Source organism: Streptomyces sp. NPDC104106 (genome assembly GCF_055584345.1).
Genome location: NZ_JBVJMF010000002.1, coordinates 597,565 through 610,431, shown reverse-complemented (window position 1 = coordinate 610,431; position 12,867 = coordinate 597,565). Strand labels below are relative to the sequence as shown.

Genomic DNA, 12,867 nt, shown 5'->3' with positions numbered 1-12,867 from the left:
GTGACACTGACGTCCACGTCCACCATGCGGACCCCCTCCGCACCCCCTCCCCCACGAGAAGTGCGCCGTGCGTTCTCTTCCTCTGCCGCTCGCGCTCACCGCGCGGATCTCACCGGTCGCCGTCATCGCCTGCGCCGGCTGGGCGCTGGCGTCCGGTCCGGCCGCGACGCCGGCCGCCGACGGCTCGCCGGCGGCCCAGAAGGCGCCGGCCCAGTCCGCCTCGGCCGGATCCGCCGGCTCCGCCGACCCGTCGTCCACCGGCGGGACGAAGAAGTACAGCACCGCGCCCGCGCCCTGTACGAGCGTGCCCACGGCCACCGTCACGGCCCTGGTGCCCGGGGCGAAGGCGCAGGGCAAGGAGATCCCGTCGACGGACACCACGCTGCGCCGCACCTGTTCCTGGAACGCCCTCAAGGGATACAGCTACCGCTGGCTCGACGTGACCTTCGAGATCAGCGGGTCGGAGCAGGAGGCGAAGCAGGAGTACCAGCAGCGGGTCACGGCGAAGAGCGGCGGCGGCGCCGTACCGGGGCTCGGGGACAGCGCCTACTCCGTCGTGAACCTCACCACCGAGGACAAGCAGCAGACCCGCGAGGGCGTGGTGATGGTCCGCGTCTCCAACGCCCTGGTGCTCGTCACCTACAACGGCAGCGACTTCGACACGAAGCAGGCTCCCGGTACGGACGAGATCAACCAGGGCGCCATCAAGGCGGCACGGGCAGCGGCCGGCGCGCTCGGGGGCGGGCGCTCCGGGTAGCCGGCGTCGCCGCCCGGTCAGCTCTCCCGGCGGGCCGTGAGCAGGGAGAGGGCGAGGTACAGCACCAGCGACGTGCCGAGTCCCACCGCCCAGCCGTAGTCCGCCAGGGGGGCGAGGGCCGGGACGGGCCGGCCGTCGAGCAGGGGCCTGAAGCTGGCGCCGCCGATCGCGAGGACACCGCCCGCGAGGAAGGCGGCCACCGCCCGCCAGTTCCAGCCGCCCGCGTACCAGTAGCGGCCGCCCGCGCGGTACAGGTCGGCGAGGTCCAGCCGGGTTCGGCGCAGCAGCCAGTAGTCGGCGACGAGGATGCCCGCGACCGTGCCGAGCAGCCCGCCGACCAGGCCGAGCCAGGTGAAGATGTAGCCCTGCGGGTCTGAGTACAGCTTCCAGGGCATGATCAGCACCGCCAGGACCGCGGTGATGAGCGCTCCGGTGCGGAAACTCACCTTCCTCGGCGCCACGTTGGAGAAGTCGAACGCCGGGGAGACCAGGTTGGCCGCGATGTTCACCGAGAGGGTGGCCACCAGGACCGTGACCAGGGCGTAGAGCAGGCCCACCGCGTTGTCCGTCTTCGCGGCCAGCTGGACCGGGTCCCAGACCGGTGTGCCGTAGACCGCCTGTGAGCCGGACGTCACCAGGACGGAGAGGAAGGCGAACAGCGTCATGGTGGTCGGCAGACCGAGTGCCTGGCCCCAGGTCTGGGCCCGCTGGCTCCTGCCGTAGCGCGTGAAGTCGGGGATGTTCAGCGACAGCGTGGACCAGAAGCCGATCATGCCCATCAGGGACGGCCAGAACAGCTTCCAGAAGCCGCCGCCCCAGCCGAGCCTGGAGGGCTGGTCGAACAGCGGGCCGACGCCGCCGGCCTTGCTGCTCATCCAGCCCAGCATCACCAGGGCACCGACGATCACGAACGGCGCGGCCCAGTTCTCGAAGCGGCGGATGGTCTCCATGCCCCGGTGGATGATCGCGACTTGCAGGGCCCAGAAGAGCGCGAAGGACAGCCACATGGTCCAGGCGTGCCCGCCGACGTGCGCGGCGTTCGCCCAGCTGTCGCCGATCAGCTTGCCGGCGAGGAAGTAGATCGCCTCGCCGCCGATCCAGGTCTGGATGCCGAACCAGCCGCACGCCACCAACGCCCGTACGACGGCGGGCAGGTTGGCGCCGCGCACCCCGAAGGAGGCGCGGGCGAAGACCGGGAAGGGGATGCCGTACTTGGGGCCCGCGTGGCCGGTGAGCAGCATGGGGACGAGGACGACCAGGTTGGCGAGGGCGATGGTGAACACCGCCTGGCGCCAGTCCATGCCGACGGCGATCAGACCGGAGGCGAGGGTCCAGGAAGCGGTGTTGTGGGCCATGCCGACCCAGAGCGCCGAGAAGTTGTAGGTCGTCCAGGTGCGCCCGGAGGCGGGGACCGGGAGGAGGTCGTCGTTGGCGTAGGGGCCGCTGGGCGGCGGGGTGCCGGGGGCGAGTTCCACGCGCCCGTCGGGGAGAGTGACCTGGCCGGACGGGGGTATGGCCGCGGGAGCGGTGTCGGTCATGGGCGGTCCCAGGGGAGTGAGACGGGTCGGGGAGTGCCGTGCGGGCGGCGCGATGGGGGGTGCGCGGGCGGGCGCCCTGTGCCCCCTTCCCGGGACGGCGGGAAGGGGGAGACCAACGGGGGTGTGCGGATCAGGTGTTGACCGCGGGGATCACCTGGGAGCCGTAGGCGTCGATGACGGCTTCCCTGGCGTCGTGCATGTCGTAGACGGCGAACTGGTCGACGCCGAGCGCGCGCAGCGCCCTCAGCTTCTCGATGTGCTTCTCGGCGGGTCCGATGACGCAGAAGCGGTCCACGATCTCGTCGGGCACGAACGCGGTGTCGGGGTTGCCGCTGCGGCCGTGGTGGGCGTAGTCGTAGCCCTGCCGGGACCTGATGTAGTCGGTCAGTTCCTCGGGGACCTGCGCGGAGTGTTCGCCGTAGCGGGAGACGAGGTCGGCGACGTGGTTGCCGACCATGCCGCCGAACCAGCGGCACTGCTCACGGGCGTGGGCGAGCGCCTCGGGCGAGTCGTCGTCGGTGACGTAGGCCGGTGCGGCCACGCAGATCGTCACCTCGGACGGGTCGCGGCCGGCGGCGACGGCCGCGTCCTTGACCGCCTTGACCATGTACTCGGTGAGGTAGAGGTCGGACAGCTGGAGGATGAACCCGTCGGCCTCCTCGCCGGTCATCTTCAGCGCCTTCGGGCCGTACGCGGCCATCCAGACGGGGAGTTCGGCGCCCTCCCCGATCCACGGGAAGCGGATCTTGGTGCCGCCGAGGTCGGCCTCCTCGCCCCGGCCGAGGGCGCGGATGACCTTCATGGCCTCGCTGATCCGGGCGAGGGTGTTGGGTTTGCGGCCCGCGACGCGCATCGCGGAGTCGCCGCGGCCGATGCCGCACACGGTGCGGTTGCCGAACATGTCGTTGAGGGTGGCGAAGGTGGAGGCGGTGACCTCCCAGGTGCGGGTGCCCGGGTTGGTGACCATGGGGCCGACCTTCAACTTCTGCGTGTTCGCGAGGATCTGACTGTAGATCACGAACGGCTCCTGCCAGAGCACGGAGGAGTCGAAGGTCCAGCCGTACGTGAAGCCGTTGCGCTCGGCGCGCTTCATCAGGCTGATGACGCGGGCGGCCGGCGGGTCGGTCTGGAGGACGAGTCCGAATTCCACGGCGTCCTTGGCTCCCTTCCTAGTTGAGGTACTGACAGGTGGAGCGCGGGGTGTAGACGCCGTGTCCGGCGTGTCCGGTGTACTCCCGCTCGGTGATGACGGGCACGCCGCGCGAGAGCACGGTCTCGACCCGGCCGGTGATCCGCTTGCCCTCGTAGGCGGAGTAGTCGACGTTCATGTGGTGGGTCCCGGCCGAGAGGACCTGTTCGGCGTGCGGGTCGTAGATGACGACGTCGGCGTCGGCGCCCGGGGCGATGGTGCCCTTCTTCGGGTACAGGCCGAACATGCGGGCCGGGGTGGCGCAGGCGATCTCGATCCAGCGGCGGCGCGAGATGTGTCCGTCGACGACGGCCTGGTGCAGCAGGTCCATCCGGTTCTCGACGCCCGGGAGCCCGTTGGGGATCTTGGAGAAGTCGCCGCGGCCCAGCTCCTTCTGGCCGGTGAAGCAGAAGGGGCAGTGGTCGGTGGAGACCACCTGGAGGTCGTTGGTGCGCAGGCCCCGCCACAGGGCCGCCTGGTGCTCCTTCGGACGCAGCGGGGTGCTGCACACGTACTTCGCGCCCTCGAAGTCCGGTTCGGCGAGGTTGTCGGTGGACAGGAACAGGTACTGCGGGCAGGTCTCGCCGAAGACGGGGAGCCCCTCGTCGCGCGCCCGCGTCAGTTCGGCGACCGCCTCCTGGGCCGAGACGTGCACGACGTACAGGGGCGCGCCGGCGACCTGGGCGAGCCGGATGGCGCGGTGGGTGGCCTCGGCCTCCAGCAGGGCCTTGCGGACCTCGCCGTGGTAGCGCGGGTCGGTCTCGCCGCGGGCGAGGGCCTGCTGGACCAGGACGTCGATGGCGATGCCGTTCTCGGCGTGCATCATGATCAGCCCGCCGTTCTCGGCGGAGCGCTGCATGGCGCGCAGGATCTGGCCGTCGTCGGAGTAGAAGACGCCCGGGTACGCCATGAACTGCTTGAAGGAGGTGACCCCCTCTTCCACCAGCAGGTCCATCTCCTTCAGCGTCTCGTCGTTGACATCGGCGACGATCATGTGGAACCCGTAGTCGATCGCGCAGTTGCCCTCGGCCTTGGCGTGCCAGGCGTCCAGGCCCTCGCGCAGGGTGTGGCCGACGCTCTGGACGGCGAAGTCCACGATCGTGGTCGTACCGCCCCACGCGGCGGCCCGGGTGCCGGTCTCGAAGGTGTCGGAGGCGAAGGTGCCGCCGAACGGCAGCTCCATGTGGGTGTGCGCGTCGACGCCGCCGGGGATGACGTACCTCCCTGTGGCGTCGATGACCCTGTCGGCGGTGAACGCCCCGGCGGCGGGGGTGCCGGACGCCGCGAGTGCGGCGATGCGGCCGTCCTCGACGAGGACGTCGGCGTGCAGTTCGTCGGAGGCGGTGATGACGAGGCCACCGCGGATGATTGTTCGGCCGGTCATGGGGCCCTCTCCTTCGTGATCGGCTGCGGGTCGTCGGTGGCTGAGCGCGCGGCGGCAGCCGCGTACCGGGCACGGCCCCGCGCCTCTTGGAGGCCGGCTACGGCGCCGTGAGCGGCCCGTACGCCCCCGGCGCGCGGTCGCGGTAGAACTGCCAGCGGTCGCGGACCTCGCGGAGTTTGGCCAGGTCGAGGTCGCGTACGACGAGTTCGGTCTCCTTGTCGCTCGCCACCTCGCCGACGAACTGGGCCTCGGGGTCCACGAAGTAGGTCGTGCCGTAGAAGTCGTTGTCGCCTAGGTCCTCCACGCCGACCCGGTTGATCGCCCCGACGAAGTACTCGTTGGCGACGGCCGCCGCCGGCTGCTCCAGCTGCCAGAGGTAGCGGGACAGGCCGCGCGAGGTGGCCGAGGGGTTGAAGACGATCTCCGCGCCGGCGAGGCCGAGCGCCCGCCAGCCTTCCGGGAAGTGGCGGTCGTAGCAGATGTAGACGCCGATCCTCCCCGCGGCCGTGTCGAAGACGGGCCAGCCGCCGTTGCCGGGGCGGAAGTAGAACTTCTCCCAGAATCCCCGCACCTGGGGAATGTGGGTCTTGCGGTACTTGCCGAGGTAGGAGCCGTCCGCGTCGATCACGGCGGCGGTGTTGTACAGCACGCCCGGCTGCTCCTCCTCGTACATCGGCAGGACGAGGACGAGGCCCAGCTCGCGGGCGAGGCTCTGGAAGCGCCGCACGGTCGGCCCCTCGGGGATCCGCTCGGCGTACTCGTAGAAGGCCTTGTCCTGCACCTGGCAGAAGTAGGGGCCGTAGAACAGCTCCTGGAAGCAGAGGACCTGGGCACCCTGGGCGGCGGCGTCGCGGGCCGCCTGCTCGTGCACCTGGATCATGGATTCCTTGTCGCCGGTCCACGCGGTCTGGAAGAGGGCGGCACGGATCACTCGGCTCATCGGGACCTCCGGTAGCTCGGTGTGCGGTGAGCCTAGAAAGCCGGAGCGGGCCGTTCGACGGGCAGTGTGTCACGTCTGCGGGCGTCGCGCGTGCCACCGTGTCACGTCTCGCCTGCCGCATGTTTCACCGCCATTTTCCCAGGTCGTCGGGTGTTTCATCGTTGTTGCGCATCGTGCGCCAGCAGCGCGATGTGGACGGAGGCCGCCTGTTCGAAGTCGTCCAGGTCGACGCCGAGGCGGCTCTGTATCGCTTCCAGGCGGCGGTAGAGCGCGGGCCGGGAGACATGGTGGAGCTGGGCGGTGCGGGACTTGTTGCGGCCGGTCGCGAGGTAGGTCCGCAGGACGTCCATCAGCTCCGGCTCGGCCGCGCACAGCAGTCCGTCCAGCTCCCGCTCGGCGAAGGACTGCACGTGCGGGTCGTCGCGCAGCAGCCGGACCAGCCCGCGCAGATGGACGTCCCCGAGCCGGACCACGTCCGGCAGGTCGAGGGCGCGGGAGGAGCCGGCGACGGCGTCGGCGACGTGCCGGGCCTCGCGCAGCCCGGCGGGCACCTCCTCCCAGGCGGTACGGGCGTCGGCGGCGGCGACCACGGCCTCGGACCCGGCGCGCAGCCGGGCCGCGAAGTGGCCGGTGAGCGCCTCGGCGTCCTGGTCCCGGGCGAGGCTGAGCAGCACGGCGGCGGCGCCGTCGGCGAGTTCGGCGACGAGCCCCGGCATGCCCAGCAGCCGTAGTACGCGGTCGAGTTGCCGGTCGGCGCAGCCGAGCACGACGAGCGGGACGAAGGTGCGCCGGTTGACCGGGAGGCCGGCCGCGCGAGCCCTCGGCAGCAGCGCGCGGGCCGGTACGACGCCGGAGACGAGGTCGGTCAGCAGGCTCTGCGCGGACTGCTCCTCCCAGCTCGGCGCGGAGCCGCCGGCGAGCATGCGGTGCAGGACCAGCGCCTCGGCGGCCCGGTCGGCCAGCAGCCGCCCGGTGGCCGTGTCGCCCCGGTGGCCGCACAGCAGCAGCCGGCCCCAGCGCTCACCGCGGCCGCCCAGTTCGGCGCTGATCCAGCCGTCGCCGTGGGCGCCGCCGGCCTGCCGGGCGATGCGCTCCCAGTCGCGCAGCACGTCGTCCACGGCCGACCGCTCCCCCGCCGTCGCGAGGACACGGTGGGCGAGGTTGGTGACGACGACCGGGCAGCCGCTGTGCACGGCGACCTCGTCGAGGAGCCGCTGCAGCGGGGTACCGGCCGTGATGAGGGCGGTGAGGGCGGTGCGGACCGACTCCGACAGGCTGACGGCGGCGAACTTCCGCCGTACCAGGCGCGACTGGACCTCCTCCGTCAGCTCGGCGAAGGGGAAGGGCCGGTGCATGACGACCATGGGCAGGTCGCAGCGGTCCGCCGCGCGCCGCATCGCCTCCGGGGGCGCCGGGAAGGCGCGGCCGAGGCCGAGGACGACGGCGGCGGCCTCGGCCCGGTGCAGCGACTGGACGTACTCGGTCTGCTTGGCCTCGTCCCCGGCGAGCAGCACCCCGGTGGTGAGGACCATCTCGCCGCCGCTGAGCATCACCCCGACGTCGGCGGCCTCGGCGACGTGCACCCAGCGCACCGGCCGGTCCAGCTGCCCGGCACCGGCCACCACCTCGGGCTCCCCGGCGAGCACCCGTTCCAGGCACAGCACCTGGCGGACGGAGAGCACGGGCTCCCAGGTACAGGGGGCCTGCGAGGCGGTGGTCATGGCGTATCCCCTTGGTGCCGTCCGGTGCTAGTAGGAGCTCCTCAGGGCCCGCTCCAGGATCGCCGCGCCCTCCTCCGCCTCCGCGACGGTCAGGGAGAGCGGCGGGGCGATGCGCAGGGCGCTGGTGTTGTGGCCGCCGCCCTTGCCGATGAGCAGGCCGCCCGCGCGGGCCGCTTCCAGGACGGCGGAGGCCGCCTGCGGGTCGGCCTCGTCGGTGCCCGGTCTGACCAGCTCGACGCCGATCATCAGTCCGCGGCCGCGCACCTCGCGTACGCCGGGCAGCTGGGCGGCGACGGCCCGCAGCCGTTCGATGAGCAGTCCGCCGACCCGGCGGGCGTTGCCCTGGAGGTCGTGTTCGAGGAGGTAGGTGAGGTTGGCGAGGCCGGCGGCCATGGTGACCTGCGTGCCGCCGAACGTGGAGATGCTGTTGGCGTCCAGGCAGTTCATGATCTCGGGGCGGGCGATCACGCCGCCGATGGACATGCCGTTGCCGATGCCCTTGGCGAAGGTGACGATGTCGGGCGGGCCGCTGCGGCCGTGCGCCTGCCAGCCCCAGAAGTGCTCGCCGGTGCGGCCCCAGCCGGTCTGCACCTCGTCGGCGATCCACAGGATGCCGTGCTCCTTCAGCACGTCGCGGAAGGCGGCGTAGAGGCCGTCGGGCGGTGAGGTGAAGCCGCCGACGCCCTGGACGGGTTCGGCGATCAGCGCGGCCGGCGGCCGGGTGTGCCCGAGGATGTCCTTCAGGTCGGCCACGCACGCGTCGATGAAGGCGCGGTCGTCCAGTGCGGCGAACGGGCCCCGGCTGCGCACCCCGCCGTGCACGTAGTGGGTCTGCAGCGGGGACAGCGAGGTCGGCGACCAGCCGCGGTTGCCCGTGATGCCGACGGTGCTGAAGGAGCGTCCGTGGTAGCTGTTGCGCATCGCCAGGATGGTGTTGCTGCGCCGGTGGGCGGTGGCGAGCAGCAGGGCGGTGTCGTTGGCCTCGGTGCCGGAGGTGGTGAAGAAGACCCGGGCGTCGGGGATGCCGCTCAGCTGGGCGATGCGCTCGGCGAGGTCGACCATCGGCCGGTTCAGGTAGAGCGTGGACGAGTGGATGATCCGCCCGGCCTGCTCGCTGACGGCCTTGGTGACCTCCGGCAGCGCGTGCGCGGTCATCGTGGTGAGGATGCCGCCGAAGAAGTCCAGGTACTTGTTGCCGGCGGAGTCCCAGACGTGGCGTCCCTCGCCGTGGGTGATCTCGATCGGCTCGTCGTAGTAGAGGGCCAGCCAGTCGGGCAGGACCTGGCGGTGGCGGGAGTAGAGGTCGTTCACGGCTGGATCAGTCCTTCGTAGGCGTCGGGGCGGCGGTCGCGGTAGAAGGCCCACTGCTGCCGCACTTCGTCGATCAGGCCGAAGTCGAGGTCGCGCACGAGTAGTTCCTCGGACGTGTCGCTCGCGACCTCGCCCACGAACTGCCCACGCGGATCAACGAAGTAACTGGTCCCGTAGAAGTCGTTGTCGCCGTACTCCTCCTGGCCGACCCGGTTGATGGCGGCGACGAAGTACTCGTTGGCGACGGCCGCGGCGGGCTGTTCCAGCTGCCACAGGTAGGAGGACAGGCCGCGGTGGGTGGCGGAGGGGTTGTAGACCAACTGGGCCCCGTTGAGACCGAGTTGCCGCCAGCCCTCCGGGAAGTGCCGGTCGTAGCAGATGTAGACGCCGACACGCCCGACGGCGGTGTCGAAGACGGGCCAGCCGAGGTTGCCGGGCTTGAAGTAGTACTTCTCCCAGAAGCCCTTGACCTGCGGGATGTGGTGCTTGCGGTACTTGCCGAGGTAGGTGCCGTCGGCGTCGATGACGGCGGCGGTGTTGTAGTAGAAGCCGGACCGCTCGACCTCGAAGACCGGCACGACGATCACCATTCCGGTCTCGCGCGCGAGGTCACGCATCCGGCGGACGGTCGGGCCGTCGGGCACCGGCTCGGACCAGCGGTAGTGCTCGGGCTCCTGGACCTGGCAGAAGTACGGCGAGTTGAAGACTTCCTGGAACCCGACGACCCTGGCACCCTGCCGGGCCGCCTCCCGGGCGTGTTCCTCGTGCTTCGCCACCATCGACTCGGTGTCGCCGGTCCAGGTGGCCTGGACGAGTGCGGCGCGTACGACGTTGGACATGAGGTGCTCCTTCGACGGGACGCCAGAGCCTCTACGCCCGTAGAGCAGGCCGTAGAGGGACGAAAGTAAGCCTCCGGCAGGTCCTTGCCAAGACCATCGTCGTCAACCCGCTGAGTCGATCACGATTCACACTCCGGTGGGTGAGCCGATGGGCTGGCCGGCGGGCCGAAACGGTGCAGAACGTGACGATATCGCCGGGTGGCGCTCACGTCATGTGCCCGGCGGCGCGCAGCGCGTGCGCGAGGTCGCGGTACCGCTCCTCGGAGACGGCGCGGGCGGCCTCCAGCAACGGCGGCACGAGCCGGGGCGGATCGGGCTCGGCGCTGCGGACCGCCTCTTGGACCGTCCGCCCGCGCACACAGGCGTCGAGCAGCGCCCGCCCCTCCCGCTCCCGCCCCGCGTCCGCCAGCCGCAGCACGGCCGCGCCGATCTGCTCGGCGGGACGCGCCACACCCTGCCGCAGCAGTTGCCGCGCGTCCCCCTCCCGCCCCGCGGCGCCGAGCGCGTGGGCGACGCCGGCCAGCCGCTCGGCGGGCAGCGAGGCAGCCTCCCACAGCAGCGTCGGCCAGTCGGCCCCGAGCCCGGCCCGGTGCAGGGCGTCGGCGAGCAGGGGGAAGCGGGCCGGGGCCCACTGGGCGATCTCGGCGAGCAGCACATGCGCCTCACCGCTGCGCCCCGCGGCCCGCAGCCGGCCGAGCCGCCGCACGGCTTCGCCGACGGCCTGCGCCGCCTCGGCAGCCACCTCGCCGGCCTGCGCGGGCTCCTCCTCGGCAGCCGGCCGCGCTCCCCCGGCGAACCGTGCCCCGCGGGGCGCCGGGGACGCGAGCGGCCGCGCCCCGGGCACCGCCGCAGGCGGGGCCGCCTGGGGCACGTCGGGCCCGGTGGTCTCCTCGGCCATCCCGGCGAAGCGGGCACTGCCGCGGCGGCGCTTGCGGGGAGGGGTGGGCGCGACGGCCGGCACGGCGGGCGCCTCCGGGTCGCCGCTCGGGACGGAGAGGGCGCCGGGCGTGCCACTCGGGGGACCGGGCGGCACGGTGGCGGTGGCGGCCGTCGCGCCCGCCGGCACCGCCACCGTGCCGGCATCCCCCGCCGGCACCGCCGCCGCAGCAGTCCCACTCCTCGCCGGCTCCAGCCCTGGAGCCGGCCGCCACCGCGTGCTTCCCGTCCCGCCGGTGCCGACCGGGCGCCGGTCCGTCGCGGCCAGGCGTTCGCGGAGTTCCTCGCACCGGGCGGACGCGCGGGTGTGGTCGTCGTGGGCCCAGGCGAGGTCCAGGCGGAGGGCGGCGGTCGCTTCGCCGGAGGCGCCCGTGGCGAGGCGGCGGGCCAGTCCGGCCTGGCGTTCGGCGGCGTATCGCTGTTCGCGGAGCATGACGTCGAGGCGGTCGGCCAGGGCCTCGCGCGCTCCGGGGCGGGCGTCGTACGCCGCGAGAGCCGCCCGGTACAGCGCCCGCAGCCGTGCGCGCTCGGCCTCCGCCGCGGCCGCGCCGTACGCCGCCGCGAAGTCGTCCAGCAGCGCCCCCACCACGTCCCACGGCGGCACCTCGCGGCCCGCCAGACAGGCCCGCATACTGTCGGGATCGCGCTGCCAGAAGACGCCGCTCCAGCCCTGCCGTTGATCCAGGCGCGCCAGCAGTGCGTCCAGACAGTCCGCGAACTCCCGCACCTCACCGGGGAGTTGTTCCACCGCCATCGCCCAGCTCCCGCCCGAGACGCCAGCACTTCGGCCGCCAGGCAACACCAGTGGTGTTACGGCTGCGCTACGCACGGTTTTCCGGCAGCGAGCGGACCCCTCACCTCCGGTGCCGGTTCACACGGCGACGAGCGCGCACCGCGTGACCAGGTCGTCCATGGACAGCCCGAGGGAGGCGGCCAGCGCGGCCACGGTGAAGAACGCCGGCGTCGGCGCCCGGCCCGTCTCGATCTTGCGGAGCGTCTCGGCCGAGACGCCCGCCGCGGCGGCGACCTCGGCCATACTCCGGCCGCCGCGCGCCTCGCGCAGCAACTGGCCGAGCCGCTCGCCGCGTTCGCGCTCTTCGGGAGTGAGGGGGGTGCGCACCATGCGCCCCATTCTAATACCGGCCATCCAGGGCCAGCCGACGGAACCCCATTTGAATACCGGTATAGTAATTGGCATGATGGAACTGAAGACCGACGCGTCGATCGACGCGATGTACGCCGCGGGCCAGGTCGTCGCGCGGGCCCTGACGGCAGTACGGCGGGCCGCGGCCGTCGGCGTCTCGCTGCTGGAGCTGGACGAGGTGGCGCGGGAGGTGCTGCGCGAGGCCGGGGCGTCCTCCCCGTTCCTCGGCTACCGCCCTTCCTTCGCCCCGACGCCCTACCCCGCGGTGATCTGCACCTCCGTGAACGACGCGATCGTGCACGGCATCCCGACCCGCTACCGGCTGCGCGACGGCGACCTGGTCTCCGTCGACTGCGGCGCCGTACTCGACGGCTGGGCCGGCGACTCGGCGCTCAGCTTCACGGTGGGCCGCCCGCGCCCGGCGGACCTGCGTCTGATCGAGACCGCCGAGCGCGCCCTCGCCGCCGGCATCGCGGCGGCCGTCGTCGGCAACCGCATCGGCGACATCGCGCACGCCGTCGGCCGGGTCTGCCGGGGCGCCGGATACGGGATCATGGAGGACTACGGCGGCCACGGCGTGGGCCGCCGGATGCACGAGGCACCCGAGGTCCCGAACGAGGGCCGGCCCGGCAGGGGCCTGCCGCTGCGCGCGGGCATGGTCCTCGCGATCGAGCCGATGCTGATCGCGAGCGGGAAGGACAGCTACAGCACCGCCGGGGACGGCTGGACCCTGCGGACGACCGACGGCTCCCGGGCCGCCCACGTCGAACACACGGTGGCGATCACGGAAGGCGGTCCCAGGATCCTGACGGCACGGTGAGGCCCCGAAGGGGCGCGGGAACCGCGCGGGCGACCCGGGACGGCTAAAGCCACCGACCGGCCGGCGATCCCCCGGCAGTCCTGCGCGGCCCGACAATCCCGGCACACCCCAGAGGCCGGCAGGCCCGACCGCACGGTGACGCCCGCGATCCCCGCACGCCCCGGCAGGCTCGCAGGCCCCGCGTCCCCAGCCACCCCGCCCGACAGGCCTGCTCCCCGGTCGTGCCCCGTAAGACCCCGCACACCCCGCAACCCCGCACGCCAGGCCACTTCGGCAACCCCACTCACC

At 72.6% G+C, this 12,867-nt stretch carries 11 protein-coding genes; 2 read left to right on the top strand and 9 right to left on the bottom strand.

Annotated elements, in window-relative coordinates; translation table 11 throughout:
* The first annotated feature begins 67 nt into the window (after positions 1-67).
* On the top strand, positions 68-757 hold the full coding sequence (locus ACZ60X_RS06660; RefSeq protein ID WP_469594104.1) for a hypothetical protein: 690 nt from the start codon (positions 68-70) through the stop codon (positions 755-757).
* A gap of 17 nt (positions 758-774) precedes the next feature.
* On the opposite strand, the gene ACZ60X_RS06655 is transcribed toward ACZ60X_RS06660, so the two are convergent.
* From ACZ60X_RS06655 to ACZ60X_RS06615, 9 genes are all read right to left on the bottom strand, one after another.
* A complete protein-coding gene (locus ACZ60X_RS06655) occupies positions 775-2,295 on the bottom strand; it encodes an NCS1 family nucleobase:cation symporter-1 (RefSeq protein ID WP_469594101.1) in 1,521 nt (506 codons plus the stop codon).
* A 130-nt stretch (positions 2,296-2,425) separates the two neighbouring features.
* Positions 2,426-3,445: a TIGR03842 family LLM class F420-dependent oxidoreductase gene (locus tag ACZ60X_RS06650; protein ID WP_469594099.1), complete on the bottom strand. Its 1,020-nt coding sequence runs from the start codon at positions 3,443-3,445 to the stop codon at positions 2,426-2,428.
* Between the two features lie 19 nt (positions 3,446-3,464).
* On the bottom strand, positions 3,465-4,868 hold the full coding sequence (gene hydA, locus ACZ60X_RS06645) for a dihydropyrimidinase (RefSeq protein ID WP_469594097.1): 1,404 nt from the start codon (positions 4,866-4,868) through the stop codon (positions 3,465-3,467).
* Positions 4,869-4,965: 97 nt separating this feature from the next.
* Positions 4,966-5,808 carry a nitrilase-related carbon-nitrogen hydrolase gene (locus ACZ60X_RS06640; RefSeq protein WP_469594094.1) on the bottom strand — a complete coding sequence of 281 codons (843 nt, stop codon included), beginning with the start codon at positions 5,806-5,808 and terminating at the stop codon, positions 4,966-4,968.
* Positions 5,809-5,963: 155 nt separating this feature from the next.
* Complete coding sequence (locus ACZ60X_RS06635) at positions 5,964-7,529, bottom strand: PucR family transcriptional regulator (protein ID WP_469594092.1); 1,566 nt, start codon at positions 7,527-7,529, stop codon at positions 5,964-5,966.
* A gap of 27 nt (positions 7,530-7,556) precedes the next feature.
* On the bottom strand, positions 7,557-8,840 hold the full coding sequence (locus ACZ60X_RS06630) for an aspartate aminotransferase family protein (protein ID WP_469594089.1): 1,284 nt from the start codon (positions 8,838-8,840) through the stop codon (positions 7,557-7,559).
* On the bottom strand, positions 8,837-9,679 hold the full coding sequence (locus tag ACZ60X_RS06625) for a nitrilase-related carbon-nitrogen hydrolase (RefSeq protein WP_469594087.1): 843 nt from the start codon (positions 9,677-9,679) through the stop codon (positions 8,837-8,839). Before ACZ60X_RS06625 ends, ACZ60X_RS06630 begins: the two co-directional genes overlap by 4 nt.
* 205 nt (positions 9,680-9,884) lie before the next feature.
* Positions 9,885-11,369: a hypothetical protein gene (locus ACZ60X_RS06620; protein WP_469594085.1), complete on the bottom strand. Its 1,485-nt coding sequence runs from the start codon at positions 11,367-11,369 to the stop codon at positions 9,885-9,887.
* 117 nt (positions 11,370-11,486) lie between these two features.
* The gene (locus tag ACZ60X_RS06615) at positions 11,487-11,738 is read right to left on the bottom strand and encodes a helix-turn-helix domain-containing protein (RefSeq protein ID WP_469594081.1); all 252 of its coding nucleotides are present in this window, start codon (positions 11,736-11,738) and stop codon (positions 11,487-11,489) included.
* Positions 11,739-11,811: 73 nt separating this feature from the next.
* Between ACZ60X_RS06615 and map the strand changes: the two genes are divergently transcribed.
* Positions 11,812-12,579, top strand: a complete 768-nt coding sequence (gene map, locus ACZ60X_RS06610) for a type I methionyl aminopeptidase (protein ID WP_469594079.1) — start codon at positions 11,812-11,814, stop codon at positions 12,577-12,579.
* The last annotated feature ends 288 nt before the right edge of the window (positions 12,580-12,867 follow it).